Here is a 19005-nt window from a genome sequence, read left to right as displayed (position 1 = left end):
GCGTCACGGTGTTCCCATCTGCCCTCACCCCACGCGGAGTCCCCATGAGCACCGCCACCGCCACCGCCCGACCCGGTGAAGTCCTCGCCGACCTCCTGCCCGCGTCCCGGGTCCGCGACGTGGCCCTCGTCGCCGGCGGCGCCGTGCTCACCGGCCTCGCGGCCCAGCTGTCGGTGCCGGTGCCCGGCTCCCCGGTCCCGGTGACCGGCCAGACCTTCGCCGCGCTCCTCGTCGGCACCGCGCTCGGCGCCCGCCGCGGCTTCCTCTCCCTCGCCCTGTACGCCCTCGCGGGCGTGGCCGGCCTGCCCTGGTTCGCGGGCGGCACCTCCGGCGCGGGCGCGGTCTCCTTCGGCTACGTCCTCGGCATGCTGCTCGCCTCCGCCCTCGTCGGCGCCCTGGCCCGCCGCGGCGCCGACCGCTCCCCGCTGCGCACGGCGGGCACGATGATCCTCGGCGAGGCGGTCATCTACGCCGTGGGCGTGCCGTACCTGGCCCTGGCGGCCCACCTGTCCGCCTCCCAGGCCGTCGCCGCCGGCCTCACCCCGTTCCTGATCGGCGACGCCCTGAAGGCGGCCCTGGCGATGGGCGCGCTGCCCACCGCCTGGAAGCTGGCCGGCAAGCGCTGACGGACGCATGAACAAGGGGAGGGGTCCTCGGGAAACCCGAGGACCCCTCCCCCTTCCGTGTGCCGCCTTCGTGCGTGGCGACGGCGATCCGGTCAGCCCACGGACACCTTGTCCGCCGGCGCCGCCTCCACGCCCTCGGCGGTGCGCCCGCCCAGGACCTTCTCCTTCACCACGGCGATCACCAGCACGATCGCCGCGACCATGAGGGACAGCAGGACCGTCTCGCGGCCGTCGTGCTCGGTGTCGGTCAGCATGTAGCCGAGGACGAACACGATCAGCGCGGCCGTCGCCCAGGTCAGGTACGGGTACAGCCACATCTTCACGACCAGCTTCTCCGGCGCCTCGCGCTGGATGATCCGCCGCATCCGCAGCTGCGAGAAGCAGATGACCAGCCACACGAACAGGGCGACCGCACCGCTGGAGTTCACCAGGAAGAGGAAGACCGAGTCCGGGAACTTGTAGTTGAAGAACACGGCGAGGAAGCCGAAGAGGACGGACACGAGGATCGCGGCCCTCGGCACGCCACGCGAGGTCGTCCGGGCGAACGCCTTGGGCGCGTCACCGCGCTGGCCCAGCGAGAACGCCATCCGGGAGGCCGTGTAGAGGCCGGAGTTCAGGCAGGACAGCACCGACGTCAGCACGATGAAGTTCATGATCTGGCCGGCGTGCGCGATGCCGAGCGAGTCCAGGGCGGCCACGTAGGAGCCCTTTTCCTTGATCGACGGGTCGTTCCACGGGAGCAGGGCGATGACGACGAGGATCGAGCCCAGGTAGAAGACGCCGATGCGCCAGATGATGCTGTTGGTCGACTTGGTCACCGCCCGCTGCGGGTCCTCGGACTCGCCGGCCGCCAGGGTCGCGATCTCGCTGCCCATGAAGGAGAAGACGACCAGCAGCACGCCGGTGAGGATCGCGCCGGGCCCGTGCGGCAGGAATCCGCCGTGTGCGGTGAGGTTGGAGAAGCCCGCCTTGTCGCTGTGCACGCCCGGCAGCACGCCGAACACGGCCAGCAGGCCGACGACGATGAACGCGCCGATCGCCACGACCTTGATCCCGGCGAACCAGAACTCGAACTCGCCGTAGGAGCCGACGGAGACGAGGTTGGTGGCCGTCAGGACGGTCATCACGATGAGGGCCCAGCCCCACTGCGGGACGGCCGGGATCCAGCCCTCCAGGATCTTCGCGCCCGCGGTCGCCTCGACGGCGAGCACGACGACCCAGAAGAACCAGTAGAGCCAGCCGATGGAGAAGCCGGCCCAGCGGCCGAGCGCGCGGTCGGCGTGCGCGGAGAAGGAGCCCGAGGTCGGGTTCGCGGCGGACATCTCGCCGAGCATCCGCATCACGAGGACGACGAGGGTGCCGACGAGGGCGTAGGACAAAAGGATGCCGGGGCCCGTCGTGGCGATGCCGGTGCTGGAGCCGACGAACAGTCCGGCACCGATCACACCGCCGATGGCGATCATCGACAGATGGCGGTTCTTGAGACCTGCTTGGAGTCCGGAACCAGGGGTCATGGGACGGAATTCCTTTGCGCCGGTGGAGCGGTTCCCGTACGAGGGGGATGCCGTTGTGGGGCGTGGGTACGGGGCCTCGCAGGAGCGGTGTACGAGGTGGTCCAGTGAATCGGAGGTGAATGGATTCGGGAACCTCCGAATCCGTATTGTTACTTGAGGTTTCCTTGAGCTTCTATGGCTCAGGTCACGTTTTTCCGTCCCGGCACCCGAAGCTGCTGCCCGGAATCGGCCGTGTCACACTCGTCCCATGCGCGTGTATCTCGGCTCCGACCATGCGGGCTACGAACTCAAGAACCACCTCGTCGAGTGGCTGAAGGCGGCGGGGCACGAGCCCGTCGACTGCGGGCCGCACCTCTACGACGCCCAGGACGACTACCCGCCCTTCTGCCTGCGCGCCGCGGAGCGCACGGCGGCGGACCCCGAGGCCCTCGGCATCGTCATCGGCGGTTCCGGCAACGGCGAGCAGATCGCCGCGAACAAGGTCAAGGGCGTACGGGCGGCGCTCGCCTGGAGCGAGGAGACGGCCGCGCTCGGCCGGCAGCACAACAACGCCAACGTCGTGGCCGTCGGTGCGCGGATGCACAGCACCGAGGAGGCCACCAAGTTCGTCGAGGTCTTCCTCGGCACGCCGTTCTCCGGTGACGAGCGCCACATCCGCCGCATCGACATGCTGTCGGACTACGAGACGACGGGCGACCTCCCGGCGATCCCGGCCCACCACCCGCAGCAGGACTGAGGCCCTCGAGGGGCCGAGAGGAACCGGAAGGAACAGCAGCCGTGCCAGAGGGGCACACGATCCACCGGCTGGCGCACGACTACGCCGCCCGCTTCTCCGGCACGGCCCTGAGGGTCGGCAGCCCCCAGGGCAAGTTCTCCGATGCCGCGGACCTGCTGGACGGCGCCGAGCTCACCGGCACCGAGGCCCACGGCAAGCACCTCTTCCTGCGGTTCCGCGACACCGACTGGGTCCACATCCACCTCGGCCTCTTCGGCAAGGTGACCTTCGGCCCCGCCCCCGCGCCCCCGCCCACCGACACCGTCCGCCTACGGCTGGCGAACGGCACCTCGTACGTCGATCTGCGCGGCCCCACCACCTGCGCGCTGATCACGGACGCGGAGAAGCGGGCGGTGCACGACCGCCTCGGGCCCGACCCGCTGCGCGAGGACGCCGACCCGGGCGCGGCGTACCGCAGGATCGCCCGCAGCCGGACGAGCATCGCCGCGCTGCTGATGGACCAGAAGGTCATCGCCGGCGTCGGCAACGTCTACCGCGCCGAGGTCCTCTTCCGGCACGGCATCGACCCCTACCGCGCGGGCCGGGACATCACCCCGGCCGAGTGGGACGCGATCTGGGCCGACCTCGTCACGCTCATGCGCGAGGGCGTCCGGCACAACCGCATCGACACCGTCCGCCCCGAGCACACCCCGGAGGCGATGGGCCGCCCGCCCCGCGTCGACGACCACGGCGGCGAGGTCTACGTCTACCGCCGGGCCACCCTGCCCTGCCACGTCTGCGCCACCGAGATCCGCACGGCCGGCCTGGCGGCGCGCAACCTCTTCTGGTGCCCGGCCTGCCAGAACCGCTGACCGCGGGCCGCGCCGGCTAGAAGCCGTGCGGCAGCCAGGGCGCCACCGGCGAGCCGAACGCCACCGACGCCTCCGCCAGCGCGCCGGGCCGCAGCTCCCGTACGCGTCCGGCCGCCGCCAGGGACAGCAGGGACACGCCGCCCAGGTAGGACGCCCCCAACTCCCGTACGGACAGGGACAGGTCGGCGGCGTCGGACGTACGCTCGCACGAGGCGCCCTTGAGATCGCCGGTCAGCCGCCAGCGGCCCGCGTTCCAGGGGCAGAAGGCGTCCTCCACCTCGAACACGACGTCCACCGGTGCCTGGTAGGTCCGCGCCGAGAGCGCCGCACCGACGTCGACGAGGCGCAGGTAGCAGGAGTCCCCGAGAGCGGGCCGGCCGCGCCTGATGTCGGAGACCAGATACTGCCAGGCGTCGTCCACCGGCCGCTTCTGCACGGTCAGGGTCGTCATCAGGTCGATGCCGCACAGGAAGCGCCACAGCGCCGCCTCGGTCGCGGGGTCCAGCGCGGCGAGGGCCTCCAGCGTCACCGTGCCGTCGTGCCCGCCCGGTCCCCAGCCGAGCTTGGTGCGGAACCGGGCGTACCCGGTGACCTCCCCGTCCCGCTCGGCGACCACGCACTGCAGCGCCGACGCGCCGCTGCGGCGGCTCTCCGGGTCGAACACCACCGTCCGCTCCCAGCCCGGCTGCCGGGCCAGCATCCCGGGCCGGCGCGGCACCAGCGCCGCGTACACCGCCTCGCACTCGGCGAGCACCTCGGCCGGGTCCGCGTAGCGCAGGCGTACGTCCTCGGTGCCGGCCGGGAGCGCGAGCGTGACCCGGCTCGTGTCGATGTCGGCCTGGAGCTGGAAGGTCGCGGCGCCGTACCCGAACCGGCCGTAGATCGCCGGCTCCGAGGCGGTGAGCGCCGCGAGCGGCTCACCGAGCGCGCGGACGTCGTCCAGCTGCCGCCGCATCATGGAGGTCAGCACCCCGCGCCGGCGGTGCGTGGCGGCCACGCTGACCATGGTGACGCCGGCCGTGGGCACCGAGGCGCCGCCCGGCACGGTCATCCGGAAGCTGAACGCACCCGCCGTACCCACCAGGGTGTCCCCGTCCCAGGCGGCCATGGACCGCTGGAACTCGGTGACCGACCGGTCGAGTTCGCGCTCCTCGGGCGCCGCGACACCACCGAAGGCACGGAGCAGGTGCTCCCACCATCCGTCCCACTCCTCGGGGCGCAGCACCTTCAGTTCGATCGCGGGGTCAGTCACCATGGGCCATGCCTACCAGGGCGTTGCGGGGCGATCCAGCGAATTTCTCCCGGGTGGCGGCGCGACGGCCCTCCGTGCCGTTCACTGTGAAGTCGAACCGCGAAGTCGAGCCTCGCACGGGGGACAAGTGGGACCTCCCGTGCCGAGCGCCCGGTCCGATGGATAGGGTCCCGAACTGATGGCAGCAGGACGAGAGCGGCGCGCGAAGGCCGAGACGTTCACGGCCCGGTGCAGGATGCAGTGGCACCGGGTCCGCGTCGGGCTGCGCAGAAGCGCCGTGGACTACTTCCGCGGTGACGGCTCCGACTGGATCGCGCTGGCCGGCCTGCTGCTCACCATCCCCCTGCTCGCCCTCATGACCCTCGCCGACTCGGTGTGGTGCTCCCCGGCCATGCTGGTGCTGCCGATCGTCGCGGGCGGTCTGCTGCTGCGTCCGGCGAGCCTGCTCGGCCTGTACGCAACGGCGGCCACCGCGCTCATCGTGGAGTCGGTGCGGCTCGGCCCCTACACCGAGGGGCCCTCGCGGGTCACCCCGGGCGTGGTCCTGGTGGTCGCCGCGTGCGGCTCCTTCGGGCTGCTGACCGCGCAGTTCCGCAGCCGCGTCGGCGTGCCCTGGCGGCGCGGCGGCACCATGCTGTTCGACCTGCGCGAGCGGATCCGGGTGCAGAGCAAGCTGCCGAAGCTGCCGCAGGGCTGGCACCACGAGATGGCGCTCAGGCCGGCGGGCGGCCAGTCCTTCTCGGGCGACTTCGTCGTCGCCGCCCGGACGAACGGCGGCCGCACCCTGGAGGTCGTGCTCACGGACGTGTCCGGCAAGGGCATGGACGCGGGCTCGCGCGCCCTGCTGCTGTCCGGCGCCTTCGGCGGCCTGCTCGGCTCCCTGCCCCCGCACGCCTTCCTCCCCGCGGCGAACGGCTACCTGCTGCGCCAGGACTGGGACGAGGGCTTCGCCACCTCCATCCACCTGGTGCTGGACCTGGACTCGGGGGACTACGAGCTGTACTCCGCCGGGCATCCGCCCGGTCTCCAGCTCAGCGCGGGCACGGGGCGCTGGGAGGAGAAGGCCGCAGACGGCCCACTGCTCGGTGTGTACGACGGCGCCCAGTTCGACTCGGTGAAGGGCTCCCTGCGCCCCGGCGACGTGCTGATGCTGTTCACGGACGGACTGGTGGAGACCTCCGACCGCGACATCGTCGAGGGCATCGACCGCCTCACCGGCGAGGCCGACCGCTATGTCGCCGGCGGCTTCCACGGCGCCGCCTGGCACCTCATCGAAGCGGTCGCCAAGGACGTCAACGACGACCGCGCCCTGCTGCTGATCTGCCGCGACACCTCCGCGGGCGCCCGCTGACCCGGGGGACACCGGAGCCATGACAACAGCAGACACGGGGGCGAGCGCGCTCCTCACCCCGGCCGAGGCCGAGGCGATCGCGCGGAACGCGCACGCGGGCCAGACCGACAAGGCGGGACGGCCGTACGCCGAGCACCTGGCGGCCGTCGCCGAGGGGGTGCGCGCCCGCGGCGGGGACGCCGACCAGATCACCGCAGCCTGGCTGCACGACGCGATCGAGGACGACGCGCTCACCCGGGAATGGCTGGCGCGGGCCGCCCTCACCCCGCGCACCAGGGCCATCGTCGACGCCCTCACCAAGCGGCCCGGTGAAGGACCGCAGGACTACGCGCGCCGCATCCTCGCCACCCCGGGCGCCCTGCTGGTCAAGCAGGCCGACCTGGCGCACAACGCCGATCCCGGGCGGCTGGCGGTCCTGCCCGAGGAGACCCGGAGACGACTGACCGAGAAGTACGCACGGATGCGCGCGCTCCTCGGTCTGTGACCCACGGGACGGCTCCGCGTCAGGCGCTGACCTTCTCGCGCTCGCGCTCGCGCTCGGGCTCCTTCATCTGGCGCCCGCGGGCCAGTTCGGCCGCGTCCTGCCGGAACGCCCACTCCATCCTCGGCTCCATCGCGAACCGGAACACGCGCCGCACGGGCCGGGTGCACAGCAGCGTGACGGCGGTGGCCGCGAGAGCGGTGACCATGATCTCGCCGAGCGGGTGGTGCAGCCAGGGATGGTCGTACCAGCCCTGGAAATCGGCGAACTTCGTCAGGAAGCCGTGCAGCAGGTAGCCGTACAGGGTGCCCGCGCCGAGCGTCGTGAACCACATCCGCTGGCCCGGCACCCAGGCGAAGAAGCACGCCGTCAGCACCAGCGAGCAGCCCAGCAGCGCCAGCACCATCACCGGCCCGCACCACCACGGAGCGCCCAGTTCCTGCGCGGCGTCACGGTGGTAGAACCACGAGGTGTTCATCCGCGGCGCCGCCCACCAGCCGACCACGAGCGCGGCCGCGAACACCGGCACCGAGGCGACGCGCACCCAGCGGCGGCGCACCAGCCGGAAGTGCTCGGGCCTCAGGGTCAGGCCGAGCACGAAGTAGGGCAGGAACTGCAGGACGCGCTGCAGGTCGAGGTCGTTGCCGATGCTCGGGCTGACGCTCGCGAGCATGGCGATGGCGATGGCCAGCGGCAGCGGCCAGCGCACCACTTTCCACACCGGCGTGGTGATCCGCCAGACGAACAGGGCGACCAGGAACCAGGTGAGGTACCACGGGTCGAGGAGGCTGATCTCCTCGTGGGACCCGACGACCGCGTTCTTGAAGAGCGGGTACGCGGTCTCGAAGACGAGGTACGGCACGACGACACCGGTGATCAGGCGCTTCACCCGGCTCGGGCGCATGTCGAAACTGCGGGAGAAGAAGCCGGAGATGATGATGAACGCCGGCATGTGGAAGGCGTACACCACGTCGTAGAAGGCCTTCAGGATCTGGCTGTCGCCCTTCAGCGGCTCCCATGAGTGACCCATCGCGACGAGCACGATCGCCAGGTACTTGGCGTTGTCGAAGAACGCGTCCCGCTGCCCGCTTTGAGGTTGTCCGCCGGGTCTGTCCGCCTTCGGCCGGGGTTCCTGCGCACTCATCGGGGTACGCGGTCCGGGCACTCCGTCGGCCGGCGGCTGTGCCGGGGGGAGCGGCCTGCGGTTCTGGCCGGGGGACGAGGCGGCGTCAAACATCTCAGGCACCCTAGCGTCGACTGTGCGAATCCGTAAAACACCCGTGGTCATTCCTGGTTATCCCGTTCGGGTACCCCCTGATTTTCACAACTTGCCACCTCTGTCGACGTGATGGTGCGCACATGGAGCCGTCCGTTCACCCCCGATGTCCCTATTCATCCGCACCAATTGGGGCATACGTCGCCGCTGTGCGGCTCAATCGAAATATCTGCGCACGGGATGTGTGGGCATGGAAACGAACCTGCGCAATTTCCTTCGGAGTCCACGAGGGCGGCCCGCTGAAATCCCTTCCGGCGCCCCGGCCGTGCCGACTCGTGACCCGACGTTGTGTCACGGGTCGCATGACATGGCCTTGTTGGTGGCACGATGGTTCTGGCAGGGGTGCGCGGGGTCGTGCCCCGCGGCCGGGAGAGCGGACCGACCGAGGGTGTGATCAGTTGTGGCCATTTCACTGTCTGTGGTGCTGCTGTTGGCGATCATCCTGGTGGTGCTGATCCGAGGGGGGAACATCAAGGCGGGCCCGGCCATCGTCGCCGTCCTCTTCGGTTTCTTCCTCGCCTCGACGGGCATGGCCCCGTCCATCAACCGCTTCCTGAACTCGATAGCGGACACGATCAACTCGATCAGCTTCTGAGGAGCGGGGCGGGGCGGTCCGCTGCCGGCCGGCACCCGCAGGAGCGCGCCCCGCGACACCCCCGACCCGCGCGGACCCGGGAGCCGTCGCCGTGCGCCCGGCCCTCCTCGCCGCGGCACCGGCGCCAGGGCATGGCCCGCCTCGCCCACCCGGCTTCCTTCCACCGACCCCGCAACGGCTGCCGCACTCGGCCCGGCACTCGGGCGGCACCCTCGCCTCCCCCGGCGCGGCGCGGCGGACCTCCGCGGCACCCTTGCCCCCCCGAAGCGGCTGCCGCCCACCGGGCAGCGGCCCCGTCACGGACCGGACGGCAGTTCCCGGCCGGCGTGCGGCGGGGCGAGCTCCACGCGGCCCGCGAACGTGCGCGCCCCTTCCCCGCGTGCTGGACTGGAAGGGCAACGGGTGCCGTCGGCCGGTCATGCGGTCGTGCCGCTGGGGGCCGCCTCGGCGGCCGCCGGGCGGGCGAGCGGTCCCGACTCCCATCCGTCTGATGAGGAGAGGTCATGGAGACCGTCGAGGACATGGGGCCCGTCGACTACGTGGTCATCGAGTTCCCTGGCAACCGCATGACGGGAGAGGCGTTCCCGCTGCTGGTCGATCTCTCCGACCGCGGCATCATCCGGATCATCGACCTCGCCTTCGTCCGCAAGGAGACCGACGGCTCGGTCGTCGGCCTGGAGGCGCGGGACCTGGGCGGCGAGATCGATCTGTCCGTCTTCGAGGGAGCCTCGTCCGGCGTCCTGGACCAGGGCGACCTCGACGAGGCGGCCCACGCCCTCGATCCCGGCAACGCGGCCGCCGTACTCGTGTACGAGAACCTGTGGGCCGCACCCTTGGCCCGGGCGCTCCGGCGCGGCGGGGCCCAGCTCGTCGCCGGCGGCCGCATCCCCGTCCAGGCCCTGCTGGCGGCGCTGGACGCCACGGAGGAGACGGTGCCGCCCGGTGGAGGCTCCGCGGCCGCCTGACCCGGTACGCACACCCACCCCAGGAGATGACCGAACATGCCCGGACTGCTACGCGGCGTGGCCCGCACGGCCGCCGTCGCCGGAACCGCCACCGCCGTGTCCAACCGCGTCTCACGACGGCAGGCCGGCCGGTGGGCGCAGCAGGACTACGAACAGCAGCAGCAGTACGCACAGCAGCCGGCGGCACCACCCTCTCCCGCCGCACCACCGCCGGCCGCCGCCCCCGACGACATGACCCGGAAGATCGAGCAGCTCAAGCAGCTGGGCGACCTGAAGGCACAGGGTGTCCTGACGGACGAGGAGTTCGAACGGCAGAAGCGCCTGCTGCTGGGCTGAGGCGCGCGAGGGACCCCGGGAACGGCGGAAGGCCCAGGGAGAGGAACCCCTCACCTGGGCCTTCGGCGTCCAGAGCGGGCGACGGGAATCGAACCCGCGTAGCTAGTTTGGAAGACTAGGGCTCTACCATTGAGCTACGCCCGCACCACTGCGCCGCAGGTCGGTGACCGCGGCACTGCACTGCATCGTAGCGGGTCGCCCGCCGCGGAGGCCAACGTGCCGGACGGCGCGGACGCCGTCCGCGTGGCCGCCGGCAAACCAGCCGCCGGATCCGGCCGGGGCATGTACCCTACGTGTCGCACCGAACGGGGTGTGGCGCAGCTTGGTAGCGCGTCCGCTTTGGGAGCGGAAGGCCGTGGGTTCAAATCCCGCCACCCCGACCATCGGCCGAGGCACCCCTCGGTGATCGCCTTTTGGGGCGTTGACCGGCTCCGGTTACTATGCAAGCTGCGCGCCCGTGTGCCCCGGCCCCCATGGCCTACGTACTCCTCCGGGCGGCGAATCCGCCGGACCTGTCTGGCTCCGGCAGAACCCAAGAAGTCAGCCACAAGGAGACCGAACCGTGAAGAGCGCCGTGGAGACCCTGAACCCGACCCGGGTTCGGCTCACTGTCGAGGTGCCCTTCGAGGAGCTCAAGGACAGCCTCGACGCGGCGTACAAGAAGATCAACCAGCAGGTCACGGTGAAGGGCTTCCGCAAGGGCAAGATCCCGGCCCGCGTCATCGACCAGCGGTTCGGCCGCGGCGCGGTCCTGGAGGAGGCCGTCAACGACGCGCTGCCGAAGTTCTACACCGACGCGGTCAACGAGGCCGAGCTCAGCCCGCTGGGCCAGCCCGACGTCGACATCACCGAGCTGAAGGACGGCGAGACGCTGAACTTCACCGCCGAGGTCGACGTCCGTCCGGCCCTGGAGATCCCGGACTACTCCGGCATCGAGGTCGAGGTCGACGCCGTCGAGGTCACCGACGAGGACATCGAGAAGTCGGTCGAGCAGCTCCGCGAGCGCTTCGCCTCCACCACCCCGGTCGAGCGCGCCGCCGAGGACGGCGACGTCGTCACCGTGGACCTCGAGGCCAAGGTCGACGGCGAGGTCCTCGAGGACGGCGTCGCGAGCGGCGTCTCCTACACCATCGGCTCCGGCGAGCTGCTCGACGGCATCGACGACGCCGTCAAGGGCCTGTCCGCCGGCGAGGAGGCCACCTTCACCTCCGAGCTGAAGGGCGGCTCCGCCGCGGGCAAGGAGGCCGAGGTCACCGTCAAGGTCACCCAGGTCGCCAAGCGTGAACTGCCCGAGCTGGACGACGAGTTCGCGCAGCTCGCCTCCGAGTTCGACACCCTGGACGAGCTGAAGGCCGACAGCCGCAAGCGCCTGGCCGACATGAAGCAGTACGACCAGGCCACCCAGGCGCAGGAGCGCGTCCTGGAGAAGCTCCTCGAGCTGGTCGAGGTCCCGGTCCCCGAGAAGCTGCTCGAGGACGAGATCAACACCCGCAAGCACAACCTGGAGCACCACCAGCTCGGCCAGATGGGCCTCACCCTCGACAAGTACCTGGAGATCCAGGGCAAGACCGCCGAGGAGTTCGAGACCGAGACCCGCGAGGCCGCGGTCAAGGGCATCAAGACCCAGTTCGTCCTCGACGAGCTGGTCAAGAAGGAGAACCTCAACGTCAACCAGGAGGAGCTCACCGAGCACCTCATGCGGCGTGCGGCCTCCTCCGGCATGTCCCCCGACCAGTTCGCCCAGGCCGTCGTCGAGGGCGGCCAGGTGCCGCTGCTGGTCGGCGAGGTCGCCCGCGGCAAGGCGCTGGCCGTCGTGGTCGACGCCGCCACCGTGAAGGACACCAACGGCGAGGTCGTCGACCTCGACGACGAGGAGGAGACCGAGGCCGCCGAGGCCGAGGCCACCGAGCCCGCCGAGGCCGAGGCCGCCGAGGAGAAGACCGAGGGCTGAGCGGCCCCGCGGCGCCTCTGACGCACCCACGCAGGCCCCTGGGGATCTCCCGGGGGCCTGTGGCGTACACGGGGACGCATGCCGCCCGGAAGATCGCAAGCGCGCCCCCACGGCGCTACGCCCCCGGCGAACACTCCCTTCTCCGGGATTCCCCGAAGGGACCAGCGCGTTAGGGTCCATGAATACGAGGGCAGGGGAGTTCCCGAAACAGGCCCAGCCCCCGGCAGGGAAACGTGCAGACGGCCCGGCGCCGTCGCAAGACGAGCAGGTGGATACGTGACGAATCTGATGCCCTCCGCCGCCGGCGAGCCTTCCATCGGTGGTGGCCTCGGCGACCAGGTCTACAACCGGCTGCTCGGCGAGCGGATCATCTTCCTCGGTCAGCAGGTTGACGACGACATCGCCAACAAGATCACCGCGCAGATGCTGCTCCTCGCCGCGGACCCGAACAAGGACATCTACCTCTACATCAACAGCCCGGGCGGCTCGGTGACGGCCGGCATGGCGATCTACGACACCATGCAGTACATCCCGAACGACGTGGTCACGATCGGCATGGGCATGGCGGCCTCGATGGGCCAGTTCCTGCTCACCGGTGGCACGGCCGGCAAGCGCTTCGCCCTGCCGCACACCGACATCATGATGCACCAGGGCTCCGCGGGCCTGGGCGGTACGGTCTCGGACATCAAGATCCAGGCCCAGTACCTGCTGCGCACCAAGAAGACCATGACCGAGCTGACCGCGCTGCACTCCGGCCAGTCGGTCGAGACCATCCTCCGTGACGCCGACCGCGACCGCTGGTTCACCCCCCAAGAGGCCAAGGACTACGGTCTCATCGACGAGATCATCACGCACGCCTCGGGTATTCCGGGAGGCGGCGGCACCGGTGCCTGACCGGCACGGCCACGCCACGCCACGCCGAGACCGAAGCCCCCAGAACGCCACCAGGACGGTGAACACCCCATGAGCAACTTCCCCGGCGCCGCCAGCGGCCTGTACGAAGGGCCCCGGCCCGACAGCCGCTACGTCATTCCGCGCTTCGTCGAGCGCACCTCCCAGGGCATCCGCGAGTACGACCCGTACGCGAAGCTCTTCGAGGAGCGCGTGATCTTCCTCGGCGTCCAGATCGACGACGCCTCCGCCAACGACGTCATGGCGCAGCTGCTGTGCCTGGAGTCGATGGACCCCGACCGGGACATCTCGATCTACATCAACAGCCCCGGCGGCGACATGACGGCCCTCACGGCCATCTACGACACCATGCAGTTCGTCAAGCCCGACATCCAGACGGTGTGCATGGGCCAGGCGGCCTCCGCCGCGGCCATCCTGCTCGCCGCCGGCACCCCGGGCAAGCGCATGGCGCTGCCGAACTCCCGGGTGCTGATCCACCAGCCGGCCGGCTCCACCGGCCGCGGCCAGCTGTCCGACCTGGAGATCATCGCCAACGAGTTCACCCGGATGCGTGAGCAGCTGGAGAACATGCTGGCCAAGCACTCCAACCGGCCGATCGAGCAGGTCCGCGAGGACATCGAGCGCGACAAGATCCTCACGGCCGAGGAGGCGCTGGAGTACGGCATCGTCGACCAGATCATCTCCACCCGGAAGATGAACAACGACGCGGTCCGCTGACCCGGAACGGCGACTCACGGGCCCCCTTGGCAGGGAGCAGCGGAAAGTGAACCCTGCCAAGGGGGACCCGAACACCGGGTTCGGCAAGGTACCGTCGACATAAGGCAGCACCAGGAGCCGCTGGACGCGAAAGCGTCCGGGCGTCTCCCAGGCGAAGGGGAAGCACACCGTGGCACGCATCGGTGACGGCGGCGATCTGCTCAAGTGCTCGTTCTGTGGCAAGAGCCAGAAGCAGGTCAAGAAGCTCATCGCAGGGCCCGGTGTGTACATCTGCGACGAGTGCATCGATCTCTGCAACGAGATCATCGAGGAGGAGCTCGCGGAGACCAGCGAGGTGCGCTGGGAGGAACTGCCCAAGCCGCGGGAGATCTACGAGTTCCTCGAGGGCTACGTGGTCGGCCAGGAGGCCGCCAAGAAGGCGCTCTCCGTCGCGGTGTACAACCACTACAAGCGGGTGCAGGCCGGCGAGAACGGCGGCGCGCAGGGCCGTGACGACGCCATCGAGCTGGCGAAGTCCAACATCCTGCTCCTCGGCCCCACGGGCTCCGGCAAGACCCTCCTCGCCCAGACCCTGGCCCGGATGCTGAACGTCCCCTTCGCGATCGCCGACGCGACGGCGCTGACGGAGGCGGGCTACGTGGGCGAGGACGTGGAGAACATCCTCCTCAAGCTCATCCAGGCGGCCGACTACGACGTCAAGAAGGCCGAGACCGGGATCATCTACATCGACGAGATCGACAAGGTGGCCCGCAAGAGCGAGAACCCGTCGATCACCCGCGACGTCTCCGGCGAGGGCGTCCAGCAGGCCCTGCTGAAGATCCTCGAGGGGACCACGGCCTCCGTCCCGCCGCAGGGCGGCCGCAAGCACCCGCACCAGGAGTTCATCCAGATCGACACGACGAACGTCCTGTTCATCGTGGGCGGCGCCTTCTCGGGCCTGGAGAAGATCATCGAGGCCCGCGCCGGCGCCAAGGGCATCGGCTTCGGCGCCACCATCCGCTCCAAGCGGGAGCTGGAGTCCAAGGACGTCTTCGAGGACGTCATGCCGGAGGACCTGGTCAAGTTCGGCATGATCCCCGAGTTCATCGGCCGTCTCCCGGTGATCACCTCGGTCCACAACCTGGACCGCGAGGCCCTCCTCCAGATCCTGGTCGAGCCCCGCAACGCCCTGGTCAAGCAGTACCAGCGCCTCTTCGAACTCGACGGCGTGGAGCTCGACTTCGAGCGCGAGGCCCTCGAGGCGATCGCCGACCAGGCCATCCTCCGCCAGACCGGCGCCCGCGGCCTGCGCGCCATCATGGAGGAGGTCCTGATGTCGGTGATGTACGAGGTCCCGTCCCGCAAGGACGTGGCCCGCGTCGTCATCACGGCCGACGTGGTCCACTCCAACGTCAACCCGACCCTGATCCCCCGCGACGCGCGGGGGCGGGGAGCGGGGGAGCAGAAGACGGCGTAGCCGCCCACGGCAGGCACACGAAGGGCCCCGGTCGGCAGACCGGGGCCCTTCGCCGTCGGGGTGACCCCGTCAGGCCTTGACGCGGACGTCGTTGCGCAGCTTGGCGGCGAGGTCGGCCGTGGTGTCGATCGAGCCACCGTCACCCGAGGCGATGGCGGCGAAGCTGAAGGCCGTGACGTCGGCGACGGTGCTGTGGTCGCCCCAGATGCAGAACGGCATCTTGAAGGACTTCGCCGCACCCGCGGACGACGTCGACGCGTCGGAGTTGTCGATCTGCACCACCTGGCACTTCATGACCCCGTTGAAGCCCGACGGATGAACCGTCTGCGGGCTGCCCAGCAGCTTGCCCTTGGTCTTGTCGTTGCTCTGGTCCTTCTCCGACTCCGCCTTGACCTTCGCGAAGGCGGCGTCCACCACGGCCTCGGGGTCGTCGATGGTGCCGTAGACACCACTGAAGGAGAGGGTCTTGGCCGTCAGGCCCTCCCCGTTCTGGTACGAGGCACCGGCGTGCGCGGGGTTCTTGACCCCCCACTTCTTGAAGTCGGCCAGGTCACCGTCGCTCATCGAGTCGTCGGAGCCGTTGCCCGCCTTCTTGTACGTGCCGTCGAGCACGGTCCCCGGCGTCGTGAGCTTGTGCGGACCGTCGTCCGCGACGCTGGTGCTGCCACCGCTCCCGCCGAGCACGAAGTACGCACCCACCGCGATCGCCGCCACCACGGCCACCGCCCCGATGATCAGGCCCGTCTTCTTGCCGCCGCCCCCGCCCGGGGCCGGCGCCTGCGGAGGCATGCCGTAGGGCGGCTGCTGGCCGTAGGGGGTCTGCTGGCCGTACGGGTTCGGCTGCTGCGGCACGCCCTGCTGCGGGTAGCCGTACCCGGGCTGCGGCGGGGCCGGAGGGGCCTGCTGGGGGTACCCGTAGCCGGGCTGCGGGGCCTGCGGCTGCTGGCCGTAGGGACCCGGCTGGCCGTACGGGGCGGGCTGCCCCGGCTGGCCGTACGGTCCCGGCTGCTGGGGCGGCTGGCCGTACGGGCCCGGCTGGTTGTTGCTCATCTCTGGGTTCCCCTCCAGATGCCTTATGTGTTCCTGACATCCTGACCCAGCCCCGCGAACCGCACCGCACCGGGGGCCGCACCGTTACAGAACAAAGGCGTTTCGGGACCACCCCGTGACACCTCTAAACTGACCCCCGTGACCGAGAACGCTCAGCAGCAGCCACCAGCGCCCGACTCCGAACTGCCGACCCAGTACGCGCCGGCCGATGTAGAGGGGCCGCTGTACGAGCGCTGGGTAGAGCGGGGTTACTTCGAGGCGGACGAGAAGAGCGACAAGCCGCCGTACACGATCGTCATCCCGCCGCCGAACGTCACCGGCAGCCTGCACCTGGGCCACGCCTTCGAGCACACGCTCATCGACGCCCTGACCCGCCGCAAGCGCATGCAGGGCTTCGAGACGCTGTGGCAGCCCGGCATGGACCACGCCGGCATCGCCACGCAGAACGTCGTCGAGCGCGAGCTCGGCAAGGAGGGCAAGTCCCGCCACGACCTCGGCCGCGAGGCCTTCGTCGAGCGCGTCTGGCAGTGGAAGGCCGAGTCCGGCGGCCAGATCAGCGGCCAGATGCGCCGCCTCGGCGACGGCGTCGCCTGGTCCCGCGAGCGCTTCACCATGGACGAGGGGCTCTCCCAGGCCGTCCAGACCATCTTCAAGCGCCTCTACGACGACGAGCTGATCTACCGGGCCGAGCGCATCATCAACTGGTGCCCGCGCTGCCTGACCGCGATCTCGGACATCGAGGTCGAGTACCAGGACGACGACGGCGAGCTGGTCTCCATGCGCTACGGCGACGGGGAGGACTCCATCGTCGTCGCCACCACCCGCGCCGAGACCATGCTCGGCGACACGGCCGTCGCCGTTCACCCCGACGACGAGCGGTACAAGCACCTCGTCGGCAAGCTCATCAAGCTGCCGCTCACCGAGCGCTCCATCCCGGTCGTCGCCGACACCCACGTCGACCCCGAGTTCGGCACCGGCGCGGTCAAGGTCACCCCGGCCCACGACCCGAACGACTTCGAGATCGGCCAGCGCCACGACCTGCCGTCCCTCACCGTCATGGACGAGCACGCGGTCATCACCGCCCACGGTCCCTTCCAGGGCCTGGACCGGCTCGAGGCCCGCTCCGCCATCGTCGCCGCGCTGCGCGCCGAGGGCCGGATCGTCGCCGAGAAGCGGCCGTACGTCCACTCCGTCGGCCACTGCTCGCGCTGCAAGACCACCATCGAGCCGCGGCTGTCCATGCAGTGGTGGGTCAAGGTCGGCCCGCTGGCGAAGGCGGCCGGTGACGCCGTCCGGGACGGCCGCGTCAAGATCCACCCGCAGGAGATGGAGAAGCGGTACTTCGACTGGGTCGACAACCTCCACGACTGGTGCATCTCGCGCCAGCTGTGGTGGGGCCACCGCATCCCCGTCTGGTACGGCCCCAACGGCGAGGTCGTCTGCGTCGGCCCGGACGAGCAGCCGCCCACCGGCGAGGGCTGGCGTCAGGACACCGACGTCCTCGACACCTGGTTCTCCTCCGGCCTGTGGCCCTTCTCCACCCTGGGCTGGCCCGAGCGGACCGAGTCGCTCGCGAAGTTCTACCCGAACTCCGTCCTGGTCACCGGCTACGACATCCTCTTCTTCTGGGTCGCCCGGATGATGATGTTCGGCCTGTACGCGATGGACGGCACCCCGCCGTTCCACACCATCGCCCTGCACGGCATGGTCCGCGACCAGTTCGGCAAGAAGATGTCGAAGTCCTTCGGCAACGCGGTCAACCCGCTGGACTGGATGGACAAGTACGGCTCCGACGCCCTGCGCTTCACCCTGGCCCGCGGCGCCAACCCGGGCGTCGACGTGCCGATCGGCGAGGACTGGGTCCAGGGCTCCCGCAACTTCGCCAACAAGATCTGGAACGCCACGCGCTTCGCGCTGATGAACGGCGCGACGGTGGAGGGCCCGCTGCCGGAGCCGTCAACGATGTCGGCGACGGACCGCTGGATCCTCTCCCGCCTGAACTCGGTCGTCGCCGAAGTCGACGCCTACTACGACGACTACCAGTTCGCCAAGCTGTCGGACGCCCTCTTCCACTTCGCGTGGGACGAGGTCTTCGACTGGTACGTCGAGCTGTCCAAGACGACGTTCCAGGCGGGCGGCGAGCCGGCCGAGGTCTCCAAGCGCGTCCTGGGCGAGGTCCTCGACGTCACGCTCCGGCTGCTGCACCCGGTCGTCCCGTTCGTCACGGAGACCCTGTGGACCACCCTCACGGGTGGCGAGTCCGTCGTCATCGCCGAGTGGCCGTCCGACAGCGGCTTCCGGGACGCGGCGGCGGAGCAGGAGATCGGGACCCTTCAGTCCGTCATCACCGAGGTCCGCCGCTTCCGCGCCGACCAGGGCCTGCAGCCCGGCCAGCGGGTGCCGGCCCGGCTGACGCTCGACGGCACGGCGCTCGCCCCGCACGAGGCCGCCATCCGCCAGCTGCTGCGCCTGCAGCCCGAGGGCGACGCCTTCACGGCGACGGCCACCCTGCCGGTCGCCGGTGCCGAGGTCGCCCTCGACCTCTCCGGCACGATCGACGTGGCCGCCGAGCGCAAGCGGCTGGCGAAGGACCTGGCCGCCGCCGAGAAGGAGAAGGCCCAGGCCACCGGCAAGCTCGGCAACGAGGCCTTCCTGGCGAAGGCCCCGGAGAACGTGGTCGACAAGATCCGCACCCGCCTGGCCAAGGCGGAGGAGGACATCGCCCGCATCACCGCCCAGCTGGACAGGCTCCCGCAGGCGTAAGCGGCCGCAGCTCACCGAAGGCCCCCCGAACCGAAAGGCTCGGGGGGCCTTCACGCACCCGGGGGAGGGGGAAGCGGCCGAGCCGACCCCGATGTCCGACAGCACCGCACCTCCCCGGTCGGGCGCGAGCGCCCCCGGCGCACCCGCACCGGGCGACGGCGCGCAGGGGCCCC

At 70.5% G+C, this 19005-nt stretch carries 17 protein-coding genes and 2 tRNA genes; 14 read left to right on the top strand and 5 right to left on the bottom strand.

Annotated features, from left to right (window positions below; translation table 11 throughout):
* Positions 1–44 precede the first annotated feature (44 nt).
* A complete protein-coding gene (locus tag AQJ66_RS18740; RefSeq protein ID WP_061923087.1) occupies positions 45–626 on the top strand; it encodes a biotin transporter BioY in 582 nt (193 codons plus the stop codon).
* A gap of 92 nt (positions 627–718) precedes the next feature.
* Here the strand turns inward: AQJ66_RS18740 and AQJ66_RS18735 are convergent, their stop codons facing one another.
* The gene (locus AQJ66_RS18735; protein ID WP_061923084.1) at positions 719–2140 is read right to left on the bottom strand and encodes an amino acid permease; all 1422 of its coding nucleotides are present in this window, start codon (positions 2138–2140) and stop codon (positions 719–721) included.
* A 247-nt stretch (positions 2141–2387) separates the two neighbouring features.
* On the opposite strand from AQJ66_RS18735, the gene AQJ66_RS18730 reads away from it, so the two are divergent.
* Positions 2388–2876, top strand: a complete 489-nt coding sequence (locus AQJ66_RS18730; protein WP_061923081.1) for a ribose-5-phosphate isomerase — start codon at positions 2388–2390, stop codon at positions 2874–2876.
* Between the two features lie 41 nt (positions 2877–2917).
* Complete coding sequence (locus AQJ66_RS18725) at positions 2918–3727, top strand: Fpg/Nei family DNA glycosylase (RefSeq protein WP_061923078.1); 810 nt, start codon at positions 2918–2920, stop codon at positions 3725–3727.
* A 16-nt stretch (positions 3728–3743) separates the two neighbouring features.
* Here AQJ66_RS18725 and AQJ66_RS18720 read toward each other — a convergent pair whose 3' ends face one another.
* A complete protein-coding gene (locus tag AQJ66_RS18720) occupies positions 3744–4982 on the bottom strand; it encodes a GNAT family N-acetyltransferase (RefSeq protein WP_061923075.1) in 1239 nt (412 codons plus the stop codon).
* Positions 4983–5157: 175 nt separating this feature from the next.
* Here AQJ66_RS18720 and AQJ66_RS18715 point away from each other — a divergent pair, with 175 nt between their 5' ends.
* Positions 5158–6330, top strand: a complete 1173-nt coding sequence (locus AQJ66_RS18715) for a PP2C family protein-serine/threonine phosphatase (RefSeq protein ID WP_061923072.1) — start codon at positions 5158–5160, stop codon at positions 6328–6330.
* 19 nt (positions 6331–6349) lie between these two features.
* Positions 6350–6814 (top strand): HD domain-containing protein, encoded by a 465-nt coding sequence (locus tag AQJ66_RS18710; RefSeq protein WP_061923069.1) that lies wholly within the window; start codon positions 6350–6352, stop codon positions 6812–6814.
* A gap of 19 nt (positions 6815–6833) precedes the next feature.
* Here the strand turns inward: AQJ66_RS18710 and AQJ66_RS18705 are convergent, their stop codons facing one another.
* Entirely contained in the window at positions 6834–7955 is a 1122-nt protein-coding gene (locus AQJ66_RS18705; RefSeq protein WP_244162860.1) for an acyltransferase family protein, read from the bottom strand.
* 532 nt (positions 7956–8487) lie between these two features.
* Here AQJ66_RS18705 and AQJ66_RS18700 point away from each other — a divergent pair.
* The 3 genes from AQJ66_RS18700 to AQJ66_RS18690 all read left to right on the top strand — a co-directional run bounded on the left by AQJ66_RS18700 (position 8488) and on the right by AQJ66_RS18690 (position 9983).
* Positions 8488–8682 carry a hypothetical protein gene (locus AQJ66_RS18700; protein WP_061923065.1) on the top strand — a complete coding sequence of 65 codons (195 nt, stop codon included), beginning with the start codon at positions 8488–8490 and terminating at the stop codon, positions 8680–8682.
* A 503-nt stretch (positions 8683–9185) separates the two neighbouring features.
* Positions 9186–9647 (top strand): DUF6325 family protein, encoded by a 462-nt coding sequence (locus AQJ66_RS18695; RefSeq protein ID WP_425264286.1) that lies wholly within the window; start codon positions 9186–9188, stop codon positions 9645–9647.
* Between the two features lie 36 nt (positions 9648–9683).
* On the top strand, positions 9684–9983 hold the full coding sequence (locus AQJ66_RS18690) for an SHOCT domain-containing protein (protein WP_061923063.1): 300 nt from the start codon (positions 9684–9686) through the stop codon (positions 9981–9983).
* A 73-nt stretch (positions 9984–10056) separates the two neighbouring features.
* Here the strand turns inward: AQJ66_RS18690 and AQJ66_RS18685 are convergent.
* Positions 10057–10127, bottom strand: a tRNA-Gly gene (locus AQJ66_RS18685).
* Between the two features lie 162 nt (positions 10128–10289).
* Between AQJ66_RS18685 and AQJ66_RS18680 the strand changes: the two genes are divergently transcribed.
* The 5 genes from AQJ66_RS18680 to clpX all read left to right on the top strand — a co-directional run bounded on the left by AQJ66_RS18680 (position 10290) and on the right by clpX (position 15019).
* A tRNA-Pro gene (locus AQJ66_RS18680) sits at positions 10290–10366 on the top strand.
* A 179-nt stretch (positions 10367–10545) separates the two neighbouring features.
* Positions 10546–11934, top strand: a complete 1389-nt coding sequence (gene tig, locus AQJ66_RS18675; RefSeq protein ID WP_061923061.1) for a trigger factor — start codon at positions 10546–10548, stop codon at positions 11932–11934.
* Between the two features lie 288 nt (positions 11935–12222).
* On the top strand, positions 12223–12828 hold the full coding sequence (locus tag AQJ66_RS18670) for an ATP-dependent Clp protease proteolytic subunit (RefSeq protein WP_061923333.1): 606 nt from the start codon (positions 12223–12225) through the stop codon (positions 12826–12828).
* 69 nt (positions 12829–12897) lie between these two features.
* Positions 12898–13563 (top strand): ATP-dependent Clp protease proteolytic subunit, encoded by a 666-nt coding sequence (locus tag AQJ66_RS18665; protein WP_061923058.1) that lies wholly within the window; start codon positions 12898–12900, stop codon positions 13561–13563.
* 169 nt (positions 13564–13732) lie between these two features.
* Positions 13733–15019, top strand: coding sequence for an ATP-dependent Clp protease ATP-binding subunit ClpX (gene clpX, locus AQJ66_RS18660; RefSeq protein ID WP_061923055.1), 1287 nt, complete (start codon positions 13733–13735; stop codon positions 15017–15019).
* Between the two features lie 69 nt (positions 15020–15088).
* On the opposite strand, the gene AQJ66_RS18655 is transcribed toward clpX, so the two are convergent.
* Complete coding sequence (locus tag AQJ66_RS18655; RefSeq protein WP_061923052.1) at positions 15089–16069, bottom strand: hypothetical protein; 981 nt, start codon at positions 16067–16069, stop codon at positions 15089–15091.
* 138 nt (positions 16070–16207) lie between these two features.
* Between AQJ66_RS18655 and AQJ66_RS18650 the strand changes: the two genes are divergently transcribed.
* The gene (locus AQJ66_RS18650; protein WP_061923049.1) at positions 16208–18832 is read left to right on the top strand and encodes a valine--tRNA ligase; all 2625 of its coding nucleotides are present in this window, start codon (positions 16208–16210) and stop codon (positions 18830–18832) included.
* Positions 18833–19005: the final 173 nt, after the last annotated feature.

The organism is Streptomyces bungoensis, assembly GCF_001514215.1.
In the GTDB taxonomy this organism is placed as follows: domain Bacteria; phylum Actinomycetota; class Actinomycetes; order Streptomycetales; family Streptomycetaceae; genus Streptomyces; species Streptomyces bungoensis.
Note: the sequence above shows the minus strand (reverse complement) of the source record. Positions and strands in the feature narration are given on the sequence as shown.